Below are 23,525 nucleotides of genomic sequence, written 5' to 3'. Positions count from 1 at the left end.
AGTGTCTTTATATATAACTGATGAATGCATCAACTGTGATGTGTGTGAGCCTGTTTGTCCAAATGAGGCGATTTTCATGGGTGAAGTCATTTATGAAATTCACCCTGATTTGTGTACAGAATGTGTGGGGCATCATGATCAGCCACAGTGTGCCTTATTTTGTCCTGTAGATTGTATTCCTTCTGATCCAAATCATGAAGAAAGCCAAGAGCAGTTGATGGATAAGTATAAAAAATTAATTGCTCAAAAAAGTGCGAGCAATTGATTTGAAAATTTGCTAATATGCGCCCCTTGAAGTGAGCCAAACGATCGCTGCTGTGGAGATCTCCGTGATTAAAGCAGGGGAGGAAAGTCCGGGCTTCATAGGGCAGGGTGCCAGGTAACGCCTGGGCGGTGAAAGCCGACGGCAAGTGCAGCAGAGAGTAGACCGCCATCTTTGCAATTTCCTTTCGAGGAAGCCAAGAGAGATGGTAAGGGTGAAAGGGTGCGGTAAGAGCGCACCGCGTGTCTGGTAACAGTTCACGGCAAGGTAAACCCCACCAGAAGCAAGACCAAATAGGAATCCTGAGGTACGGCCCGTACTGGATTCGGGTAGGTCGCTTGAGCGTATGAGTGATTGTACGCCTAGAGGAATGATCGTTCTCGACAGAACCCGGCTTATCGGCTCACTTCGAATAATTTTTTTAAATTAGTGCTTGACGTAGTGGTGATTACAACACATAATGCGCGCACAGTTTACGGCTATGTAGCTCAGTTGGTTAGAGCACAGCACTCATAATGCTGGGGTCACAGGTTCAAGTCCCGTCATAGCCACCATTTTTATAGACCACGTTCCAAAACGTGGTCTTTTTTTATCTTTGCTTTTTGACTTTCATTGGTGCTTTATTTTAAATAAAGAATATTTTATTTTGTGGATAATAATTAATAAAAGACATCATTTATGACATTCTATAAAACACATATTGAGTTTAGATCAGATAGTTTCCCACAAACACCCCAAGAAAAGGAAGTATGGGATGAGCAAGTTGGTGGGATTCTATTAGCTCAATATTTAGCAGTAGAACTAGAAAAGCATGGAATTGAGGTTTTAGGGTTTAATATTGAGGATTGGGGTTATTTGATTTCGCTTTCCAATGAACAGTTTAGTGAGATTTTTATCGGTTGTAATCATTATTTAGAATATGAAAATGGCTTTTTAGTCTTTATTCATCCATCTAAACCGATTATTAAAAAATGGTTCTTTAAAAAGATAGATATATCAGAGCAACTTACGATTTTAGCAAATATTTTGAATGAAATTTTAACCACGAACCCTGAAATTTATGCACAACATTGGTGGAGTGAGGAAGAAATGCATTTAATGGGCTAGTAATTTGAATATATGTAAAAAATATTTTTCTTTGGGTATTCAGAATAAAACACCCCCAACTTTTACAAGTTGAGGGTATGGTAAAACTTAAAAAAATTTAAGCCTGATTTGTAAAATAATCTTCGCTAAAGCTCATGATCACTTCTGCACCAGATTTAATTTTTGTAATACGAGCACTTAACTCAGGCAATACACGTTGGATGTAGTAATGTGTAAGTGATAATTTGTCTTGGTAGAACTGACCTTCTTTTGCTTTTGCTGCTTTCGCAATACGCGCAAACATATAAGTAAAGCTGAGTAAGCCTACTGTATGTAAATAATCTACAGCAACAGTATTTGAAAAATCAGCATTTTCTTTAGAACGTTCAATGATACGACTTGTTGCTACTTCAATTTCAGTTGCCGCATCTAAGGTTGCATCTTTGATGAAATTAAGATCAGCATCTAAGTCATTCGCAAAGTCACGGATTTCAGCGATATATTCTGCAATAAATGCACCATCACATTTAATGGTTTTACGACCGATCAAATCTTGTGATTGAACACCGTTGGTACCTTCATAGATTTGCGCAATACGTAAATCACGAACACATTGTTCCATACCCCATTCACGGATATAACCATGACCACCGAAGCACATTTGTGCATCAATCACTGCATCAAAAGCTGTATCTGTTAAATACGCTTTAGCGATAGGCGTTAATAATGCAACACGGTTATTGGCTTTCGCAACTGCTTCAGGATCTGTTGAGAATTTGGTGATGTCTAATTGCTGACCGACATAGACTGCAAATGCACGAGAAGCCTCATTGTTTGCACGAGCATTGAGTAGCATACGACGTACATCACCATGAACTAAGATGCTGTCTGCAGGCTTATTTGGTGATTGAACGCCATTGGCACTGCGACCTTGTAAACGATCAGTCGCATATTGTGCTGCATTTTGATAGGCAAATTCAGAAGCACCTAGACCTTGAATTCCCATAGAAAGGCGTTCGTAGTTCATCATTACGAACATTGCTGCTAAACCTTCGTTTTCTTTGCCAACTAGATAACCTTTGGCAGCATCGAAGTTCATAACGCAGGTTGCAGAAGCTTTAATACCCATTTTGTGTTCGATCGAACCAGGGCCAACAGGATTGCGCTCACCTAAAGAACCATCTGCATTTACGATAAATTTAGGCACAATGAATAAAGAAATACCACGTGAACCCGCAGGTGCATCAGGTGTCTTAGCTAGAACTAAATGAATAATATTTTCAGCGAGGTCATGATCGCCCCCTGTAATAAAGATTTTTGTACCCGTGATGTTATATGTACCATCAGCATTCGGTTCAGCTTTGGTTTTGATAATACCTAAGTCTGTACCTGCATGTGGTTCAGTCAAACACATCGTACCAGACCATTCACCTGAATAGATTTTAGGTAAATAAGTTTCTTTTTGCTCTTGTGAAGCATAGCTGTTTAATGCCATACCTGCACCTACAGAAAGCAGTGGATAGAGCAAGAAAGATGGGTTGGTTGCAAATAACATTTCATCTGCGAGGACAGTCAGCATTTTAGGCATGCCTTGACCACCCCATTCTTCATCTGCACCTAAGCCGATCCAACCACCTTCAGCATATTGCTTAAATGCTTCTTTAAAACCAGCAGGTGTAGTCACAGCACCATTTTCATATTTCGCGCCTTCTTCATCACCTGTACGGTTGATTGGAAGCGTAACGTTTTGAGCAAATTTCGCCATTTCTTCTAAAATAGCTTCTGCTGTTGCAGCATCAAGATGTGCTAGGTTTTCATTGGCTTGCCAGAATTGTTCTGCGTTAAAAACATCATTAAGGATAAAACGCATATCCGCGAGGGGCGCATTGTAAATTGGCATAGTCAGTCACCTATTATTCGATTAAAACTAAAGTTAAGGGTCAGTCTAAGCTGAAATATTATGCTTAGAATGACAAAAGTAAAATTTAGGTCTATTTATAAAGAAAAAGGACAATCAAAGCTATGACTGTCCTTTCTTGATTTATGTACGCATGGGTACAGTTTTTTCAGTCACTTAGAATGCGAAGTGTTCTGCATCTAAAGACATCAGTGGCTCTAAACCACCTGCAATCACGTCAACGTGTGAACGAACACGTGGCAAAATTTTCTTGAAGTAGAAACGAGCAGTCGTTACTTTTGCATTGTAGAAGTCTACATCTGTAGTGCCTTCAGCAAGTTTTTGTTGAGCAACCAATGCCATACGAGCCCATAAATATGCAAGCGTTACATAACCAGAGAAGTATAGATAATCTACCGCAGCAGCACCCACTTCATCAGGATTTTGCATTGCTTTCATGCCGATTTGCATGGTTAAGTCACCCCACTCTTTGTTAAGTGCAGCAAGCGGTTCTAAGAACTCTTTCAAATCAGCATTGTCTTTGTTTGCTTCAATAAATTTGTGGATGATCTTAGTGAAGTCTTTCAACATTGCACCTTGAGTACCCAAAACTTTACGACCTAACAAGTCAAGAGCTTGGATTTCAGTTGTACCTTCGTATAAGCAAGCGATACGCGTATCACGTACGATTTGCTCCATACCATGTTCTGAAATAAAGCCGTGACCACCAAAGACTTGAACACCGTGTTTTGCTGATTCTGAACCTGTTTCTGTTAAGAATGCTTTTGCAATTGGGGTGAGAAGTGACAAGATATTGTCTGCAAACTTACGCTCTTCTTCAGTTTCACCTTGCTCTACAACATCTGCATATTGAGACAAGAAGTAAACGAGTGCACGACCACCTTCAGCAAATGCTTTTTGAGTTAACAGCATATTACGAACAGCAGGGTGTACGATGATCGGGTCTGCTTCTTTTTCAGGTGCTTTAGGGCCAGAAAGAGAACGCATCGCTAAACGATCTTTCGCATATGCAAGCGCACCTTGGAAAGAAGATTCAGAAGCCGTTAAACCTTGAACAGCAGTACCAATACGTGCAGTGTTCATAAAGGTGAACATGCAGTTTAGACCGCGGTTTTCAGGTCCAATTAAGAAACCTTTAGCATTGTCAAAGTTGATCACACACGTTGCGTTACCGTGGATCCCCATTTTGTGTTCAATTGAACCACAACGTACAGCATTGCGCTCGCCAACTGAGCCATCAGCATTAACATTGAATTTTGGTACGATGAATAAAGAAATACCTTTGGTGCCTTTCGGTGCGCCTGGTAAACGTGCAAGTACGATATGGATGATGTTCTCAGCCATGTCATGCTCACCTGCTGAGATAAAGATTTTCTCACCAGAAATCGCATAGCTACCGTCAGCTTGAGGTTCAGCCTTAGAACGAATAATACCCAAGTCAGAACCTGCATGAGATTCTGTTAAGCACATGGTACCTGTCCATTCACCAGATACAAGTTTTGGTAAATAGGTTGATTTTTGTTCTTCATTACCATGATGCTCAATGGTACGTACTGCACCATGAGATAGACCTGGATACATTCCCCAAGCCCAGTTTGCAGAACCGACCATTTCAGAAATCGCAGTACCTAATGAGCCTGGTAAACCTTGACCACCATGTTCTTCTGGAACAGAAAGAGAAGGGAAGCCAAGTTCGATATACTTTTGATATGCTTCTTTAAAGCCTGTTGGTGTTGTTACAACGCCGTCATTCCAAGTACAACCTTCTTGGTCGCCTACTTGGTTTAAAGGTGAAAGTTCATTTTCACAAAAATCAGCAGCAGCTTCTAAGTACTGGTCAACCAACTCACGGCTTACGTTTTCTTGGTATGCAGGGAGTTTAGCGTAATGTTCTTCAGCATTTAATAATTCATGTAAAACGAATTGCATATCACGTAAGGGTGCTTTGTATTGTGGCATATCGGTTTCCTCAATACTGGTTAAACCAGATTTATAATCCTAATAAATACGATGTGTGTCTTCATCGACACATAGTTGTTATGTACATCGTGCAACAACTTATAATAACGTACAAGTATTTCAGTGTGATTTCTCTGTGACTGTAAAGTCAAAGAAAAATAGTTGGAATAGTGTAAGTGCTTTGAGTGTAAACAGTTTTGTAGTGAAAATAAGGTAACAAATAGTCAAAATCGTAAAAAGATATTTCTATTCATAGTTTTGTCAGAATGACGAATTGTAAAAAGTAAAAATAACGTAAATTTTTCAAAAAAAAATTAAATATAGAAACAAATCATTTCGTTTTAGTTCAATCATGCCAATTTTTCTATCTTTGCTTATTTTTCTATCTTTGCTTAGTTAAGAAAATATAATTCAAATTTAAACTCAAGTGATAAAGGAAAACTGTGGGTAGTAAAACTTGGATGAATAATAAAAATCGCCCCGAAGAGCGATTTTAAGTCGTTCTTTTAAATTATGATGTTTTTACATCAGTTGCAGGTGCAAGTGGCTGCATCGGTTGAATAGGTCGTTGTGTTTGAAATTTTACCACACAAGTTCCATCAATGATTTTCTCACCTAATTTCACTTGAATGGCTTTACCATTGCTTTGACCTACACAAGCTTTTTGCATGGCATCCCAACGTGCTTGACGTTCTGCACGGTTTTGTTCACGTTGTTTTAGAATTTGTGCGCGTTGTTCTTCAGTCATTTGTTGCATTTGGCGTTGACCACGATGATGATTACCCGAATGACCACGCATCATGCGACCTTGATCATGACGAAACTCACGCTTCATTTCACCTATGGCTTTACGGTCAACTTTGAAAACCATATTACATGTGCCATCTAGTGTTTTTTCGCCTGCTTTGATTTGTGTTGTCTGACCAACAGATTTTCCATCACAAGCTTTTTGAATTTGATTATGGAACGCTTGGCGTTCAGCACGCATTTGTTTAAATTGAGCACGTTGTTCTGGGCTCATATGGCGGTCATATTTATGATATCCCATCATGCGAGTATTTTGTTCATTTTGCGGTGTAGCTGTTGATTGACACGCAGTTAATGCCCCCATGCTTAGAATGCTTGCTGTAACCAACGCGATTTTAGTTGTTACTTTCATTGTGCTGCTCCAATGAGGTTGTAAATATTTGCATTCTTTAAAGATTAAATAATAATGATGTAGAAACAATGGAGAGTATTTGGAGGCACTGTTGGTTACAATGCCAAATAGAGAAGAAAATGTGTGAGAACTGATTTGAATATACGCCGAGTTCCTATTGCATTACGTCTATTTTTGACTGTATTACTGACCACTTTAGTCATTACCACAGTCAGCTTGGGTGTGTTGCATTGGACGATGCAGAAAAATTTCGCTAAATATGTCGCAGATGTAGAGATGCAAAAACTCGATCATCTGATTGAAAATTTAGCGGGCGTATATGGCTTATATCAAGACTGGGGTAATGCTGTTCAAGCACAAATTTTACAGATCGAAGGTCAGGCTGCACCTGACGATTATGATAAATTATCGCGTTGGTGGCTCAGACGTCAGTATGATATTGCCCTGCAACAACGCTATTTTAAAGAACACACGCTGGTTAGTCAGATTAGTCAAGATGCAGGCATGAATCAAAGCAAACTTGATCCTGCTGAATTGCAAATGTTACAAGAAAACTTACCCTCAGCCTATCAACCTTTTGAAGGTTTAAAATTTCCACTCAGTTCTAATCAAAGTTTTTTTAAAGCACCAGAAAAAAATAATAAAAGCCAAACTTCAGTTTCAACCTTCAAGCAAGATGGTAAAAAACGTTTTATTTCAATGCCTGACCGCTTAGGTTTGAGTTCTCGTTTGTCTTTGTATGATGCCAAACACCAGTTTATTATTGGTGAGCCTTCGGAAGACCAAGTCTCATTTCGCCCAATTATTGTCAAAGATAAAGTAGTGGGCTATTTAGGTCTAAAACCTGTTTTAGATCAAGATGATGCTTTAAGTATTAACTTTTTTAGTAATCAGAAAAAATTTCTGGTATTGATTTATATTTTATCCGTGATTGCTAGTTTAATTACTGCATTATTACTCGCAACATATTTTAAAAAGCCGATTCAGCGTTTGCTTAATGCGACCCGAGAACTGACAAAAGGTAATTATCAACATCAAGTTGTAGTTAAACGCAATGATGAATTGGGTGATTTGTCTACAGAAATTAATCAATTGGCAGTAATTTTGGATCAGCATGAAAATTCACGCCGTCAATGGGTTGCAGACACTTCACATGAGCTAAAAACGCCTTTAGCTGTTTTACAAGCACAGATTGAGGCGATGCAAGATGGTATTCGCAAGCCAACACCTGAGCATTTTGCTGCCATGCTTGGACAAGTCACCAGTTTGAAAAAATTGACTCAAGATTTGGCAGATTTGGCACAGGCTGAAGCTCAACAACTGACTTGTTATTTTGCTGAAGTTGACCCATGGCAAGTGGTTTTACAAGAGGTTGAAAACTTTAAACCAAAATTTGAGAAAGCTCATTTGTCAGTTGATGTACAAGGTGAGGGTGCAAAATTACAATTAGACATAGACCGTTTTAAACAAATTATGGTGAACTTGTTAGGTAACAGTATTCGTTATACTGAAGCAGGCGGTGAAGTTCAGATTCACACTGGACAAGATGCACACAGTTGGACGATCTATGTGGATGATAGTCCACTGGGTTTAACTGATGAACAGCTATCTAAACTCGGTGAGCGTTTTTATCGAGTGGACGACTCTCGCACACGTAGCACAGGTGGTACAGGTTTAGGCTTGGCATTGTCAGGTAAAATTGCGCAAGCTTTAGGTGGTCAGTTGAGTTTTGCGCATTCTCCATTGGGTGGTTTGCGTTGTAAATTAACTTTCCCAAAACAAACAAAGCGTTAAAAAAGGAAAATACAACATGAAGCATATTATGCTTGTAGAAGATGAAGTGGAACTTGCAGAGTTAGTGCGAGATTATCTTGAAGCAGCAGGCTTAGAAGTCAGTATGTTTCATGATGGACAAGAAGCATATGACAGTTTCTTGCAACGTAAACCAAGTTTGATGATTTTAGATTTGATGGTGCCACGTATGGATGGCTTGACCATTTGCCGTAAAGTTCGTGAACAGTCTGACTTACCGATTATTATGGTAACAGCACGTACTGAAGAGATTGACCGTGTATTGGGGCTAAACATGGGTGCAGATGATTATGTCTGTAAACCGTTTAGTCCAAAAGAGTTAGTCGCACGTGTGCAAGCAGTATTGCGTCGTTTAGAGCGTAAAGCTGAACCTGAGGAAAATAATTTATTCCGTATGGATAAAGCACAACAACGCATCTGGTATCAACAAAAATCGTTGAATTTAACACCAACTGAATTCCGTTTATTGGAATTATTCCTAGAGCATGTTGGGCAAGTGTATTCACGTGCGCAACTTTTAGACCATATCAATCCAGATAGTTTTGATGTTGCTGACCGAGTTATTGATAGTCATATCAAGAACTTACGTCGTAAAATTTCAGAAGCAGCAGAAACTGGTAACCGTCATGAATGGGTGCAAGCTGTTTATGGAGTAGGCTATCGTTTTGAATATCCAGAAGATTAAAAAATTTACAATTTGAAACATGGTTTGTGGATAAGCACAGGTTTATCCACAGATTTTGGGTATAACTGCTGATAACGTATATTAAAAAATAAACAATCAGATGACATGCTTCTATGATGAAAATTGCTTTTGATCTGTATTTTTATAAGAATTATGCTTGAATTATAATCAGTCGAATAAGGTCAATAGAAAACTAAAATGTCTAACTCATCCGATTATTATCATTTGCGTAGATTTATTGCTGTGCTTTTTTTTATTACGGCATTTGTTTGCTTAGGGACATTTTTTCTTACTGATTTAGAGCATTATATTTTACTCATCTTGATGATGATCTTTTTTGTACTTGCTTATTGTATTGCGCCATATTCGCAAAATAGAGAGAGTAGGCGAGCTGATGTTGTACAGGAACTATTTTTAGATCAATGGATTATCCAAGGATTTTTTCATTTAATTGCCTATCCGATTCGGATGATATTGACACTGATTCGCCACGTATTTGATTAAAATATTTAAAAAATATGCCGATTTTAGATGTTAAATAATTTCAGAATAGACAGCTAAAACTTGTTTCTGTTTCTTGGTTAATTTATCCGTGACCAATTGATATGAAGTTTTAACCAAATCTTCAACTAATGCCTGATCAATTTTTTCACCTGCATAGACTGAAATCCAGTGTTGTTTATTCATGTGATAGCCTGTATGAATAGAGGGATATAAATCACGTAAAATTTCAGATTGTTCAGGGTTACATTTGAGATTTATTATTTTTTGAGTTGCATGTTGAAAGCTCATCATAAAAATTTTATCCATCACTTTAAAGACATGCACATCTTCACCAAAAGGATAGCTTAACTCAGCCAAAGGAAGTTGTGCGGCAATATGTATCGCATAAGTTTGAATTTCATCTGCATTCATGGCTTTATTTCCTCTTCTTATTTATCTTTGATGCTTTAGGGATAAATGCTAATGATTGTGCCATCATCAACCAGTGTCCAGATTTCATCCATATCAATATTACGCACAGCGACACAACCCCAAGTCCAGTCATTACGTGGCATATAGGTCATTAGCTTGGGAAGTTTTGCGACTTGTGTGGTGGTCGCTGAACCATGAATCATAATGTCACCACCTGCAGACACACCAAGTTGCTTGGCTTTGGCTTGATCTTGTGCATTTGGATAGGAGATATGCAAAGATTTATAAAATGCACTTTTGGGATTACGCCAATCTAAAACATACTGACCTTCAGGTGTTTTTCCATCACCTTCTTGAACTTTATGTCCAATCGGATCAAAACCTAAGCGCATCGAATAAGTACGAATACTTTGCTCCCGATGTAGCAGTTCAACGGTATGTTTGGACTTATATACTTTGACTTCGGTAATCGGGGTTTCTTGGCGGATTTTTGCCATTTCAGCCATTGTGAGAGGCATTGGTATTAAAATGCTCGTTTGTTTCGTTGGAAGATATTTATTATATTTTTGATAGGCAAATATCCCTGCAATCACAAGGCACAGTCCAATGAATATGCTAAAAATCGCCTTTTTACTCATAGTTATCTATATAAAATAAATCTATTTTTGGTTTATTGATTTTAAAAGTTCACGTTCGATCAAACCCACATTGATAAAATGATCTGATCAATAGAGAAAAAGCGTGGTAGAACGAATTATGCCTTTGTTTAAACTTTTATTTTCAGAAAATTTAAGTCTATGATCTTATCCCAGTGAAAAGAATAATCTTGTTCCAAAATAATATCATCACCATAAGGTTTTTGAGTTTTGTATTGTAAAACTTTTCCTTTGGAATAGTGACTTTGATCTCTAAAATCAAAATCAGCGGTATCAGGGGAATATTTTTCTTGCGAACAGTAATGAGCATGATCTGTAGCTAGAATAAAATAACAAAGATCAATTCCTTGTTTTTTATACATTTCTAAATTTGAAATGTCTTTAAATACATCATAACGATTATTGGGTTTTCGATGATTTTCTTTCTTAAAAAATTTCAATTCGATAGCGGCTTGGGCAGAGTGTAGATCATCTTGATAGGTCAGAAGTAAATCGACACGGGCTTTAAAAGATCTACTTTTTATACTTTTTTGATTGAGCGTAAGATAAGTTTCAAACTCCAAATTAAACTTATCTTCGATTCGAAACTCATAAAGCTGACCAATCGTTTTTAAAATATGCCCAAACTCCAACTGAAAAGCACTTTCATTTCTGGCTTTAAGCCCGCCATGTGCAAGTTTACGGATTAATAGATTGTATGAAGTATCAATGATTTCTTCTAAAAGTAATCTATGATCTTTATTCATTTAGATCATTCCAAAAATTATTTATAACGGATTTATAGCATGTTTAGGATGAGCAGCTCACCATGACTTCAGGAACATCACTTGGCAACGGTGCTAAGTCTTCCGCTTTTTCCAAATCAGGCTGTTGAGTAAATGGTTGACTGAGTAATTTAAACAGGCGATCTACTTCAGAAAAATCATTTCTCTCTGCTGCTTCGATTGCCTTTTGCGCCATATGGTTACGCAAAATATAAATCGGATTGGTTGTACGCATTTCAGCATCTAAGACATCGGTATCTTGATTTTCACGAATATTTTCATACTGTGCCAAGAAACTTTCAAACTGTCGGCGATCTAAACAGTCATCTTTAATGGCTTCATATTGCTTATTTTGTAAACGTACAAAACTGTTAGTATAGTCTAATTGTTCGCTTTGCAAAATTTTTAGAAATACCATTGCACAATCAAAACTGTCTTTGTGGAAACTTGGTAAGCCCATTTTCTGGCATAAACCATGGGTGTAATGTTCAAGGAATGTCGGCTCGAAATGTTCTAAACACTGTGCTAAATCTTGTTTAAATTGTTGTTTATTTTCAGGTCTTGCAAGTGGAATAAGGTTATTTAACCAATTCCATAAATTCCAATGGGCAATACTCGGCTGGTTTTGATAGGTATAACGACCGTTGTAATCACTGTGATTATTGATCCAATTTGGACGAAAACGCTCCATAAAACCATATGGACCAAAGTCCAAAGTTGTACCTGTAATATTGAGATTATCGGTGTTCATTACACCATGTGCAAAACCAACCAATTGCCATTTTGCGATCATTACCGCAGTATTTTGAATAACTTTACTGGCAAATGCTAAAATTGGATGCTCAGCTTGAAGACATTCAGGGTAGTGCCATTCGATACATTTTTCAGTAAATTCTTGGAGTAAATCAGGTTGGTATTGATTGATCCATTCAAAATGCCCCAGTCGAATATGACAATCTGAAGTGCGTAGCATCATTGCGCCCAACTCTAATTTTTCACGTTGTACACCTTGTTCTGAGCTGGTAAATCCAACAGCATTGCTTGAAGGCACACCCAAAGCATTTAAGGCATGACCTGCTAAATACTCACGGATGACAGAGCGTAAAACCGCACGACCATCGCCCATACGAGAGTAGGGCGTTGAGCCTGCACCTTTTAAATGTAAATCTATGGTTTGGTTATTTTTATCTAAAATCTGTGCAATGAGTAAGCCACGTCCATCACCAAGTTGTCCCGCCCATTGTCCAAACTGATGTCCTGCGTAGACCATCGCCAATGGGTGAAATTCAGGGAAAGTTTTTTGTCCGCTACAAATTTCAACCCATTCAGTTTTATCTTGTGCTGACCACTGTAATTGCTCTGCTAAAGCTACATTAAAATGACCTGCTTTTGCACCTTTGAGTGGTACAGGCATTTGCTCATGATAAAGTTTAGAGTTAAGTGAAGGGTAGCGTGAATTGAAGTGCATAACAGGTCATCAAAATGGCTTTGTCTAAACTATAGCAAAGTTATCAGATGGATTGGATGAATTCCAACTGTTTGAGTCCACTTTAATGTTAATCAACAATAAAACAATTTTGTTCTAACTCTTGTTGAGGAGCGATGCGCTTCAGCATTGTCAGCGACTTGATAGCTCATTCCCGCTGTTAAATTAAAAGTTCGACCATCTGCAAATTCAGTATGTGATTAACCTTCTAAACAAAATAAAATATGACCTTTAGAACAGAAATGATCGGCAAGGTAGCCTTCTGAATATTCGACCATCCTAACACGGATATTGTCAAACTGCTGAGTGCGCCAAAGTGCATAGCCTTGTGCGCCTTCATGACGAGTTATGGGGATATCATTCCAATTGGTCGTTCCGAAAGGGATATTGTTCAGGTTCATTTTTATTCTCTTATTTATGTCGTTTAGGGTGTGTAAGACAAAGGCTATTTTTTATGAGATAGGCTTCTTTTGATCTTTTTAAATGATAAAAGAAAAGCCCCATGTCGGAGCTATTCTTGCATATTCATTTGATTAAGAAACGACATTCTTTTTAATGCCACGCATCAAAGTTTCTAAGCGTTCACGGTGGAAAGCAAGTTTTTGCTCTACCAATTGGAAGTCAACTTTAAGTTTACTGTCCATTTGATGTAATTTTTCAGCCACAGATGCTTTTTTAGTTTGTAACTCTTGCTCTTTCAATGCAGCCCAATCATTTAAGGTATTGGTAAATGCTTCGTATTCTTGAGCAACTTTCTGTTTCATTGCCAAGATATCCGCATTCACATCGTGCCCATAAACGGCTAAATCTTGTTCTGCATATTTAAAACGCATTGCCAATTCAGCTTTTTTAATATTAAAGCTTGGAATACGACGTAAATTTTTTGCAAGACCCACTTTAGAACAAGACCAGATTAGCCATTTCGTTGGATCATACTGCCACCATTTCACGCCATTACGATAGTCGTATTGGAAAATATGATGGTAGTTATGATAACCCTCACCCCAAGTTGCGATTGCAAGGATGAAATTATCACGTGCTGTATTTTCATCTGTATAAGGGCGTTTGCCCCACATATGGCACAGTGAGTTAATGAAGAATGTTACGTGATGGCTAATGATTAAGCGAATTAAACCACCTAATAACAAAACACCCCACATATCACCTACAGCCCAACCGATTGGTAATAAAATTGCAGCATGAACGCCAATCACCAACGGGATATAGTATTTATGTTGGAACATAACCAATTTGTCATTGAGCAAATCTTGCGCATTTTTATAATTAGGTTCAGATGCAGGATAATTGCGTAACATCCAACCGATGTGCGCATACCAAAATCCATTATTAATCGAATAAGGGTCTTGATCGATATCATCCACATGACGGTGATGAGTACGGTGACCTGAAGCCCAAAACAAAATACTGTTTTGAACTGCAAAAGTACCCATAATCATTAAAATAATTTTAAGCGGTAAGGTCGCTTCATAGGCACGATGTGCCCACAGACGATGATAACCCGCTGTAATACCTAAACTACTAAAACCAAGTAGCACGAATAAGCTGATCCAAGCCGCAGTACTGAAATCATGATGCCAAGCATACAAAGGAATGGCGATAAGTGCGACGATAGGTAATAAAACTAACGCGAATACACCGATCCAGTTAATTGGGGCTTTGGGTAGGGGAGCATTCATCTCCAACAGCACTCCTAAAAACCTTTAAATATTAGGTAAAAATAAGGTACAGCCGACGCTTTTTATGAGGCTGCAATGCGTGAATAATAACATGCTAAAACAGTTGTTCACTAGTATTATTCTACAACTGTATTGTACAAAACAGTAACAGAATAAAACATGTTTTTAGTAGATTTTATCGGAAAAAAGAAACAACGCATATCATGCAAATTTAGGTAAAACCCTGTGGTGGAATTGTGCAAAAATTAGTCTTTAATCTTTGATTTTATACAGAACGTGACATTGTAATATTTCATTTAAAAGTCAAAATAGAACAAAATATCAACAATTTTATAGAGTATTATCGGCTGTGTTGCAAAGCAGTTTGCATCATTTTAGGAAAATCTGTAATCAAACCTTGAACGCCGAGTTCACATAAACGTCGGGCACGTTCAATATCATTTACAGTCCACACACTGGTATTTAATTGTGCTGCTTGAGTTTTTTGAATGATGTGATCGGTTGCAAGTTGATTCATCCAACCGATCTGAACACAATTGAGTTCCAGTGCTTGTTCAATTGCATATTCACCGATGTCATTTTCAATCAATAATCCTTGTTTAAATTCAGTTTTTTGCTGTCTTAAGGCTTGATGAATTTTTAAATCAAAACTGGTAATCACAGCAGATTTTTCAAAACCTTGTAATTGTTTTTGTAGTTCGATCACTAATTTTTCAGCTTGTTGCTGTGTGTCAACTGTTTTGACTTCGACTTCAATATGATCAAAATCTTGAATAATATTCAGAGTTTGTTTTAGCGTAGGGGTAATTTGCTTGTCCCAATCCATCCAAATGTTAGCTTGATTATAGTCACTTAATTCCGTGCTTTCTAATTCATATAGTTTTTGATTAATGCCTGTAGTTCTGAGTAAATTATCATCGTGTATGATGATCAGTTCATCATCTTTTAGTTGGCGGACATCAAATTCGACTGCGCGAATACCTAAGTCATGGAGGTATTGAAAACCGCCCAAAGTATTTTCAGGTGCTTCGCCACGTGCACCACGATGTCCGATGATGATCATAATGAACTCTTAACGTTTTAATCATTTTATGAAGATGTATTGTAAATGAGCAAGCACTAGCAATATAGATTAGGCGCAGAATTTATCTCAATAAAATAGCTGTTTGAGAGTTTGCTAAATAATTAAGTTGAAGTGACTATTTATTTACATATAAGCATTAAAAAGGAGGGTTAAAAACCCTCCTTTAATTACTCAACTTACCAACTTAACGCACCACCAGTTTGATAATCAGTGACACGTGTTTCAAAGAAATTCTTCTCTTTACGCAAGTCCATCATTTCAGACATCCACTGGAATGGGTTATTAACTCCTGAGAATTGTTCAGGTAATCCCAATTGTGCTAAACGACGGTTACAAATGAATTTCAAATATTCTTCCATCATTGCAGCATTCATACCTAATACGCCACGTGGCATAGTGTCACGCGCATATTCGATCTCAAGTACTGTACCTTCAAGAATCATTTGAATAATTTCTTCTTGGAACTCTGCTGTCCAAAGATGTGGGTTTTCGATCTTGATTTGGTTGATCATGTCGATACCAAAGTTCAAGTGCATCGACTCATCACGCAAAATGTACTGGAATTGCTCAGCAACACCATTCATCTTGTTACGACGACCCATTGATAGGATTTGGCTGAAACCACAGTAGAAGAAGATCCCTTCAAGTACACAATAAAACGCGATCAAGTTACGCAGTAAAATTTGATCGTTTTCAGGTGTTCCTGTTTTGAAAGTAGGATCACTTAGAGATTGTGTATATTTCAAGCCCCATGCTGCTTTACGTGCAACAGATGGAACTTCACGATACATATTGAAGACTTCGCCTTCGTCCATACCTAGAGATTCGATACAGTATTGATAAGCATGCGTGTGAATGGCTTCTTCAAATGCTTGACGTAAAATGTATTGACGACATTCTGGGTTGGTAATATGACGGTAAATCGCCAAGACCAAGTTATTTGCAACCAATGAGTCGGCAGTCGAGAAGAAACCAAGTGAACGCATAACAATGGTACGCTCATCTTCGGTTAAACCATTTTCAGACTTCCAAAGTGCGATGTCATGGTTCATGTTGACTTCTTGTGGCATCCAGTGGTTTGCACAACCATCGAGATACTTTTGCCAAGCCCATTCGTATTTGAACGGTACAAGTTGATTTAAGTCAGCACGGCAGTTGATCATGGCTTTGTCGTCAACTTGCACACGTTGCGCACCCATTTCTAACTCTTCTAAGCCAGGTGCTACGTCTAATTTTTCTAGAGCGTCAGATGCTCTTGCCAACGAATCGGTTGGATTTGTTGATCGTGTTGAATGGGTTCCAGTGGATTGTGCAGTTGCCAAATTCTGCGATGATTGCTGTGCATCAGGTACCACTTGCGAATCAGTCGTTTTTTTCGGTTCGACGGGCGCAGGCTGGTGAGCTTGTGCAGCTTGTTTCGGTTCATCATCTTCAAAATCGTCCCAACTTAGGATAGACATATCAATTCTCTCTTCGTTGCTTTATATCTTTTATTTAGACATCTCAACTTGAGATGTCCTACTATACGCTCAATTTGTGTAAGTAAAATTAAGTTTTACCAATCATTGTTTTGTTCTTGTTCGAAAGAACAAATATTTAAATTATTTATGATGCTTACGCTTTTGTTGCTTACGAATGGCAAAAAATGCGTAGAGCGCAGGCACATAAAAAATTAAAAAGGCTAAGATTAGTGCAATTACGCCTAACTCATAGTTATGACTTAAATGGAACATCTCTTAGTCCTTTTGGGTCTTGAGAACTTTAAAAATAAAAGTTCAAGTTTTTAAATCATTTTTTGGATGATTTAGTCGGCTTTACTGTTTCAATCACTGTGGTTTTGGGATGCTTTTTGCATATTCCAAAGTTATGTATTGACCTGTGATTGCACTTCGAGCCATTTTATTTGCCATGACTAAGTACCTCATTGATACAAAAATCAAGATGACTGTTACTGGCTCGAAAGATAATTCAGTGGTAGAATCAGCATCGCATTCACATATGCCAGCCTCGTTGTGACCATCTTGGTATCACCTCGAGATTGAAAGCCTTCTAGTTAGTTTTGCCGACGCTAGAGGGCTTTTTTATTGCCTAAATTTAGATTCCCCTAAATCCCTTTTATTTAAGGGAGGATTTCCCCTTCCTTTGAGGAGGGGTTAGGGGAGGTGAATTAGCTTACTGACAAGCCTCACAATCAGGATTATCGATTGAACATGCTTGTGGTACTGGTGCTGCATTAGCAAAACCTTCTTCTTCAGCAGGGGCAGCAGGCTTCGCTTCTGCAACAGGGGCAGCAACAGTTGTTGGTTTAACTGCGTTTAGTGCACCTGTATTAATGGTTGATTTCTCAGCAGATGTCGCACCCAATGCACGGAGGTAGTAGGTTGTTTTAAGACCACGTAACCATGCCATTTTATAGGTTAGGTCAAGCTTTTTACCATTTGCACCAGAGATGTAAAGGTTAAGTGACTGTGCTTGGTCGATCCATTTTTGACGACGTGATGCTGCATCTACGATCCAACGCGGTTCAACTTCAAACGCTGTAGCAAAGATTGCTTTTAACTCTTCAGGAATACGAGCAATTTTTTGAACAGAACCTTCGAAATGTTTCAAGTCATTGACCATCACTGAGTCCCAAAGACCACGATCTTTTAACGCACGCACTAAGTACGGGTTGATCACTGTGAATTCACCAGAAAGGTTAGATTTCACATATAGGTTTTGGAATGTCGGCTCAATCGATTGAGAAACGCCACAAATATTTGAAATGGTTGCAGTTGGTGCGATCGCCATTACATTCGAGTTACGCATGCCATCTTTTTGAACTTTGGCACGTAAAGTGTCCCAGTCTAAACGTTGTGTGCGATCTACTTCAAACATACGTTCAGGGCGTGATTTTGCAACGATGTCTAAAGAGTCGATTGGGAGAATACCTTGATCCCACAATGAACCTTTAAATGTTGAATACACACCACGCTCAACAGCTAAGTCGCTAGAAGTCTGGATTGCGTAGTAGCTGATCACTTCCATAGATTCATCAGCAAAATCAACGGCTGCATCAGAACCATAAGCCAGTTTCATTTCGTATAAAGCATCTTGGAAGCCCATGATACCCATACCCACAGGGCGATGTTTCAAGTTTGAATTTTTCGCTTGTGGTACAGCATAGTAGTTAATGTCGATTACGTTATCGAGCATGCGTACAGCTGTTTTAATGGTACGTGCAAGTTTTTCACGATCTAATACGCCACCTTGTACGTGTTGTACGAGGTTAATCGAACCTAAGTTACATACTGCGATTTCGTCTTTATCTGTATTTAACGTAATTTCAGTACATAAGTTAGAAGAATGTACTACACCTACATGTTGTTGTGGTGAGCGTAAGTTACATACGTCTTTGAATGTGATCCACGGATGACCTGTTTCAAACAACATTGATAACATTTTACGCCATAAGTCTTTCGCTCGGATTTTCTTATGCAGTAAGTTTTGTTCTTTGGCAATACCTTCATAATACGCATAACGTTCAGCAAATGCCTCACCCGTTAAATCATGTAGATCAGGTGTTTCAGAAGGTGTAAATAACGTCCATTCAGCATCTTCAAATACACGTTGCATAAACAAGTCTGGTACCCAGTTTGCTGTGTTCATGTCATGGGTACGACGACGGTCATCACCTGTGTTTTTACGCAGCTCTAGGAACTCTTCAATGTCCAAGTGCCAAGTTTCAAGGTATGCACATACTGCACCCTTACGCTTACCACCTTGGTTCACCGCAACGGCAGTATCGTTCGCCACCTTAAGGAATGGTACGACACCTTGTGATTTACCATTTGTCCCTTTGATGTATGAGTTCAAGGCACGAACAGGCGTCCAGTCATTGCCTAAACCGCCCGCCCATTTCGAAAGTAAGGCATTGTCACGCATCGCACCATAGATGTCATAAAGGTCATCTTGGATCGTGGTTAAATAACAGCTTGATAACTGCGGACGTAACGTCCCTGAGTTAAACAATGTCGGTGTAGATGCCATGTAGTCGAAGCTAGACAATAAGTCATAGAATTCGATCGCACGTTCTTCGCGGTTTTCTTCATTGAGCGCAAGACCCATAGACACACGCATAAAGAACAATTGTGGAAGTTCATAGCGGATGCCATCTGAATGAATGAAGTAACGGTCAAATAAAGTTTGTAGACCTAAATAGGTAAACTGGTTTGAGCGCTCAGGTTTGATTGCGGCAGCTAATTTTTTAAGATCAAAATCAAGTAATTTAGGATCTAATAATTCAAGCTCTACACCTTTCTTAAGGAAAGTTTCTAAAGCATCATTTTCTAAAGTATCAGCAGCTAAGCCTAAAAACTCTAAACCTGTCGCAACCAAATTGTCACGCAATAAACGTGCAGTCACATAAGTATAATTAGGTTCTTGTTCAATACGGGTACGCGTCGCCATCATCATGGTGGTTGAGATGTCAGACTGTTTTACACCGTTATATAAGTTTTTAACTGTTTCATCGACAATGGCTTGAACATTGATACCTTCTAAGCCTTCACTTGCTTTTTCAATTGTGGCTTGAAGTTTGCCCAAATCTAGAGGCTGAAGCTGACCATTCGCATCTGTGATTTGTAAAGTTGGGTGATGATGAGCGCCCATTTGTTTACGTGCTTCGGCACGTTGTTCACGGTAGATGACATAAGAACGTGCAACTTTCTGTTCACCTGTACGCATCAAGGCCAATTCAACTTGATCCTGAATTTCTTCAATGTGAATCGTGCCACCTGATGGTAAACGACGATTAAAAGTATTTAAGACCATTTCTGTTAATTGTGTAATACGGTCATGAATACGGCTTGAATCGGCACTTTGTTGACCCTCAACAGCCAAAAAAGCTTTGCCAATTGCGACAGCAATTTTTTCTGCATCAAACGGGGCAACATCACCAGTGCGTTTAATCACTTGAAGTTGACCTGGGGTAGTCATGGCGTTCATTGTCAGCGTAGCTCCATTGTCATCATTGTTATGTTTATGGACCATTTGAATCGCACGAATATCGTCGGATATATAGTTGCGATATTTAAGGACTAAACACAATACTTAGTGGTTTAATTTAACTTAGGACACAAGATACGGTAAAAATTAGGGGAGATCAATATTGACATTTCGATAAATTTTTTTCTCAAGCCAACGAGAAAAAATTGAAATATTCAGGTGCTCTTGTGAGCTTGTTATATATGCCTTATTAGACAAGGGCATAGCATAACAAACTCTAGCAAAGCTGCTTATAGATAACCTTGTGGATAACTAAAAACAGTGTGTTTAAAGAGACAGAATGTGAACAATGAAATATTTTGTATAGAAAACGTGCTTTTAAATAACGAGAAATTTAACGAATTAGAAAAAACACGATTTTATAAGAGAAAATGATCGACAATTCAATGACTAGTAAAAATATAACAAAATGCTACTGTCGTGTATCAGTTTGGTGAATGGGGTCTTGTTTACAATGTAAACGTGTGTATATTGCAAAACATAGCGTGTTGAATCTGCGAGATTTGTACGCAGATACCAAATTAAATAAGGGGCATATGAATGAGCCAAGAAGAAAAGTTACCAAAAATTTTAATTGTTGAAGATGATGAGCGTTTAGCGCGTTTGACTCAAGAGTATTTGATCCGTAATGGACTTGAAGTTGGGGTAGAACCAGACGGTAACCGTGCGATTCGTCGTATTATTGCAGAACAGCCAGATATGGTTGTGTTAGATGTGATGTTGCCGGGCGCAGATGGTTTAACAGTTTGTCGTGAAGTTCGTCCACATTATCATCAACCGATTTTGATGTTGACAGCACGTACAGAAGATATGGATCAAGTCCTTGGCTTGGAAATGGGCGCAGATGACTATGTGGCTAAACCTGTTCAGCCGCGTGTACTTTTAGCACGTATCCGTGCGTTGTTGCGTCGTACAGACAAAGCACCTGAGGATGAAGTTGCACAGCGTATCGAGTTTGATGACTTGGTCATTGATAATGGTGGTCGTTCAGTGACTTTAAATGGTGAGTTGGTTGATTTCACCAGTGCAGAATATGACCTTTTATGGCTATTGGCATCAAATGCTGGACGTATTTTGTCACGTGAAGATATTTTTGAACGTCTTCGTGGAATTGAATATGATGGTCAAGACCGTTCAATCGATGTGCGTATCTCTCGTATTCGTCCAAAAATCGGCGATGATCCTGAAAATCCAAAACGTATTAAAACGGTACGTAGTAAAGGTTACCTATTTGTTAAAGAAACGAATGGGATGTAATGCTATTTTCCTCTAGGAAATATAGCGCTAGATTAAGGTTGTTTTCGTGTCAAAACATAGCATATTCCTGCGTATTTACGCAGGATTAGTTATTCTTGTAGTCTTAGTTGCATTGTTTGGTTATTTGCTGGTGCAAATTATCAACTATCAACGCGCACAAGAATATCGTGAATCACTCACAGACGGTATTTCTTATGTCATCAGTGAGGGTGTGGCACGTCAACAAACTGAACAACAAAGAGCAGACTGGATTTCAGATGCTTCTGATTTGCTCGAACTGCCTATTCATTATGTAGATGCTAATAAAGTTGAGTTATCTAGAACTGAAAAGAAGCGTATAGACAGTCAAAAAGCAGTGGTGCGCTATGATGCAGAACATGGTGTCGCATATTTGGTGTTAGGGATTCGTAATGATTCAAAGCATTACTTATATGTCAAAGTTGACCAGTTTGCTGAAAGACAAATGCGAGCTTTACCTGTCTTTATCATGGATTATCTTGTGTATTATCCAGGTCAAGAGCAGGAATATCTTAAAAAAATACAAGAGCATTTTTACTATAACGTTTCCTTAGAAAAAGTTTCCGAGTTAAACCTTGATCCTGAACAGCTTGGGCGATTGCGTTCTGATCAATCTGTAATTTTATGGCGAGATAGTGCTACTGCACGTGGAACGACACTTTCTATCGTTTCACCCTTGCCAAACTCTCCAAGTGAAGCGCTTGTGATTGGTCCCGTCCCAATGTTCAATTGGATGCCAGTTAAACTTGCTGCGGGTATTACTTTGCTCAGTATGTTTTTACTGTGTTTAGGGGTCTATGGTTTAATTGTCCCGATGCAACGTAAATTAAGGCTGGTCAATGATGCTTTAGATGTCATGAAAACAGGCGATATGTCCCATCGTGTGCCTGTAGAAGGAAATGATGAGTTGGCAAGTTTGGCGACGAGCTATAACAGCATGTCAGATCATATTCAGCGTCTTATTGAGGCGCAACGTGAATTGATGCGGGCAGTGTCACATGAACTGCGCACGCCTGTAGCACGGATTCGTTTCGGTATGGAAATGCTGGCGGATGAAGATGATTATGAATATCGTCTGCAACAAATGGAAATGATTGATAAAGATATTGAAGCACTTAATACTTTGATTGATGAAATCATGACTTATGCGAAACTTGAGCAAGGTACGCCATCACTAGATTTTGAAAAAATTGTGTTAGTTGATGTATTGGATCAAGTTGCTGTAGAAACGGAAGCTTTAAAAACACAAAAAGAAATTCATTTGATTCCATTGGCGAATGATATTGTGGTGGAAGCAGAGCGCCGTTATTTGCATCGTGTTGTGCAAAACTTGGTTGGGAATGCGATTCGTTATTGCGATGATCGAATCAATATCAGTGGTGGCATCGATGCGAATACAGGTATGGCATACGTCTGCGTTGAGGATGATGGGCCGGGTATTGCAGAAGAAGACCGTAAACGTATCTTTGAAGCTTTTGCACGCTTAGATGATAGCCGCACACGCGCTTCAGGTGGTTATGGTCTAGGGCTTTCTATTGTGAGCCGTATTGCATACTGGTTTGGCGGTACGATCGAGGTTGATGAGAGTCCAACGTTGGGGGGGGCACGCTTTAAAATGACTTGGCCTGCAAAAAGAACGAAGTCGAAAGTTAAATAATCTTTGAAACTTATATGAATATGAAAAAAGCACCAAGATTTTGGTGCTTTTTTATGCAATTATT

At 38.7% G+C, this 23,525-nt stretch carries 19 protein-coding genes, 1 tRNA gene, 1 other RNA gene and 1 pseudogene; 9 read left to right on the top strand and 13 right to left on the bottom strand.

Translation table 11 applies throughout. The features are described 5' to 3' along the window. Position 1: 1 nt before the first annotated feature. The 4 genes from HUS24_RS15230 to HUS24_RS15215 all read left to right on the top strand — a co-directional run bounded on the left by HUS24_RS15230 (position 2) and on the right by HUS24_RS15215 (position 1,369). Positions 2-265: a YfhL family 4Fe-4S dicluster ferredoxin gene (locus tag HUS24_RS15230; RefSeq protein ID WP_173912801.1), complete on the top strand. Its 264-nt coding sequence runs from the start codon at positions 2-4 to the stop codon at positions 263-265. Positions 266-293: 28 nt separating this feature from the next. Continuing rightward, positions 294-676, top strand: an RNA gene (rnpB, locus tag HUS24_RS15225) — RNase P RNA component class A. Between the two features lie 63 nt (positions 677-739). Next, positions 740-816, top strand: a tRNA-Met gene (locus HUS24_RS15220). A gap of 124 nt (positions 817-940) precedes the next feature. After that, complete coding sequence (locus HUS24_RS15215) at positions 941-1,369, top strand: hypothetical protein (protein WP_173912800.1); 429 nt, start codon at positions 941-943, stop codon at positions 1,367-1,369. A gap of 97 nt (positions 1,370-1,466) precedes the next feature. On the opposite strand, the gene HUS24_RS15210 is transcribed toward HUS24_RS15215, so the two are convergent. The 3 genes from HUS24_RS15210 to HUS24_RS15200 all read right to left on the bottom strand — a co-directional run bounded on the left by HUS24_RS15210 (position 1,467) and on the right by HUS24_RS15200 (position 6,384). Next, a complete protein-coding gene (locus HUS24_RS15210) occupies positions 1,467-3,248 on the bottom strand; it encodes an acyl-CoA dehydrogenase C-terminal domain-containing protein (RefSeq protein WP_173912799.1) in 1,782 nt (593 codons plus the stop codon). A gap of 174 nt (positions 3,249-3,422) precedes the next feature. Further along, a complete protein-coding gene (locus HUS24_RS15205) occupies positions 3,423-5,225 on the bottom strand; it encodes an acyl-CoA dehydrogenase C-terminal domain-containing protein (protein WP_173912798.1) in 1,803 nt (600 codons plus the stop codon). Between the two features lie 511 nt (positions 5,226-5,736). After that, positions 5,737-6,384 carry a hypothetical protein gene (locus tag HUS24_RS15200; protein ID WP_173912797.1) on the bottom strand — a complete coding sequence of 216 codons (648 nt, stop codon included), beginning with the start codon at positions 6,382-6,384 and terminating at the stop codon, positions 5,737-5,739. A gap of 135 nt (positions 6,385-6,519) precedes the next feature. On the opposite strand from HUS24_RS15200, the gene baeS reads away from it, so the two are divergent. From baeS to HUS24_RS15185, 3 genes are all read left to right on the top strand, one after another. After that, on the top strand, positions 6,520-8,178 hold the full coding sequence (baeS, locus tag HUS24_RS15195; protein WP_173912796.1) for a sensor histidine kinase efflux regulator BaeS: 1,659 nt from the start codon (positions 6,520-6,522) through the stop codon (positions 8,176-8,178). A 16-nt stretch (positions 8,179-8,194) separates the two neighbouring features. Then, complete coding sequence (locus tag HUS24_RS15190) at positions 8,195-8,881, top strand: response regulator (protein ID WP_173912795.1); 687 nt, start codon at positions 8,195-8,197, stop codon at positions 8,879-8,881. Between the two features lie 198 nt (positions 8,882-9,079). After that, positions 9,080-9,385 carry a hypothetical protein gene (locus HUS24_RS15185; RefSeq protein WP_173912794.1) on the top strand — a complete coding sequence of 102 codons (306 nt, stop codon included), beginning with the start codon at positions 9,080-9,082 and terminating at the stop codon, positions 9,383-9,385. 30 nt (positions 9,386-9,415) lie between these two features. Here the strand turns inward: HUS24_RS15185 and HUS24_RS15180 are convergent, their stop codons facing one another. The 10 genes and pseudogenes from HUS24_RS15180 to HUS24_RS15135 all read right to left on the bottom strand — a co-directional run bounded on the left by HUS24_RS15180 (position 9,416) and on the right by HUS24_RS15135 (position 20,514). Further along, positions 9,416-9,796, bottom strand: coding sequence for an MmcQ/YjbR family DNA-binding protein (locus tag HUS24_RS15180; protein ID WP_173912793.1), 381 nt, complete (start codon positions 9,794-9,796; stop codon positions 9,416-9,418). 35 nt (positions 9,797-9,831) lie between these two features. Continuing rightward, positions 9,832-10,434 (bottom strand): murein L,D-transpeptidase family protein, encoded by a 603-nt coding sequence (locus HUS24_RS15175; RefSeq protein WP_173912792.1) that lies wholly within the window; start codon positions 10,432-10,434, stop codon positions 9,832-9,834. A gap of 128 nt (positions 10,435-10,562) precedes the next feature. Continuing rightward, positions 10,563-11,198 (bottom strand): hypothetical protein, encoded by a 636-nt coding sequence (locus HUS24_RS15170; RefSeq protein ID WP_173912791.1) that lies wholly within the window; start codon positions 11,196-11,198, stop codon positions 10,563-10,565. 43 nt (positions 11,199-11,241) lie between these two features. Further along, entirely contained in the window at positions 11,242-12,684 is a 1,443-nt protein-coding gene (locus tag HUS24_RS15165) for a YdiU family protein (protein ID WP_173912790.1), read from the bottom strand. Between the two features lie 92 nt (positions 12,685-12,776). Beyond that, positions 12,777-13,103 (bottom strand): annotated as a pseudogene (locus HUS24_RS15160) (DHCW motif cupin fold protein). A gap of 132 nt (positions 13,104-13,235) precedes the next feature. Continuing rightward, positions 13,236-14,399 (bottom strand): acyl-CoA desaturase, encoded by a 1,164-nt coding sequence (locus HUS24_RS15155; protein WP_173912789.1) that lies wholly within the window; start codon positions 14,397-14,399, stop codon positions 13,236-13,238. Between the two features lie 340 nt (positions 14,400-14,739). Then, positions 14,740-15,462 carry a glycerophosphodiester phosphodiesterase gene (locus tag HUS24_RS15150; protein WP_173912788.1) on the bottom strand — a complete coding sequence of 241 codons (723 nt, stop codon included), beginning with the start codon at positions 15,460-15,462 and terminating at the stop codon, positions 14,740-14,742. A gap of 197 nt (positions 15,463-15,659) precedes the next feature. Beyond that, complete coding sequence (locus tag HUS24_RS15145; protein WP_065993693.1) at positions 15,660-16,943, bottom strand: ribonucleotide-diphosphate reductase subunit beta; 1,284 nt, start codon at positions 16,941-16,943, stop codon at positions 15,660-15,662. Between the two features lie 141 nt (positions 16,944-17,084). After that, positions 17,085-17,216 (bottom strand): preprotein translocase subunit YajC, encoded by a 132-nt coding sequence (locus HUS24_RS15140; RefSeq protein ID WP_081406093.1) that lies wholly within the window; start codon positions 17,214-17,216, stop codon positions 17,085-17,087. Positions 17,217-17,655: 439 nt separating this feature from the next. After that, positions 17,656-20,514 (bottom strand): ribonucleoside-diphosphate reductase subunit alpha, encoded by a 2,859-nt coding sequence (locus HUS24_RS15135; protein WP_173912787.1) that lies wholly within the window; start codon positions 20,512-20,514, stop codon positions 17,656-17,658. 555 nt (positions 20,515-21,069) lie between these two features. On the opposite strand from HUS24_RS15135, the gene bfmR reads away from it, so the two are divergent. Next, positions 21,070-21,786, top strand: a complete 717-nt coding sequence (bfmR, locus tag HUS24_RS15130) for a response regulator transcription factor BfmR (protein WP_065993691.1) — start codon at positions 21,070-21,072, stop codon at positions 21,784-21,786. Positions 21,787-21,832: 46 nt separating this feature from the next. Further along, the gene (gene bfmS / locus HUS24_RS15125) at positions 21,833-23,461 is read left to right on the top strand and encodes a sensor histidine kinase BfmS (protein WP_217424364.1); all 1,629 of its coding nucleotides are present in this window, start codon (positions 21,833-21,835) and stop codon (positions 23,459-23,461) included. The last annotated feature ends 64 nt before the right edge of the window (positions 23,462-23,525 follow it).

Source organism: Acinetobacter sp. Marseille-Q1618 (assembly GCF_902809855.1).
GTDB lineage: Bacteria > Pseudomonadota > Gammaproteobacteria > Pseudomonadales > Moraxellaceae > Acinetobacter.
The sequence above is the reverse complement of the archived record's forward strand: the minus strand, read 5'-3'. Positions and strand labels throughout refer to the sequence as shown.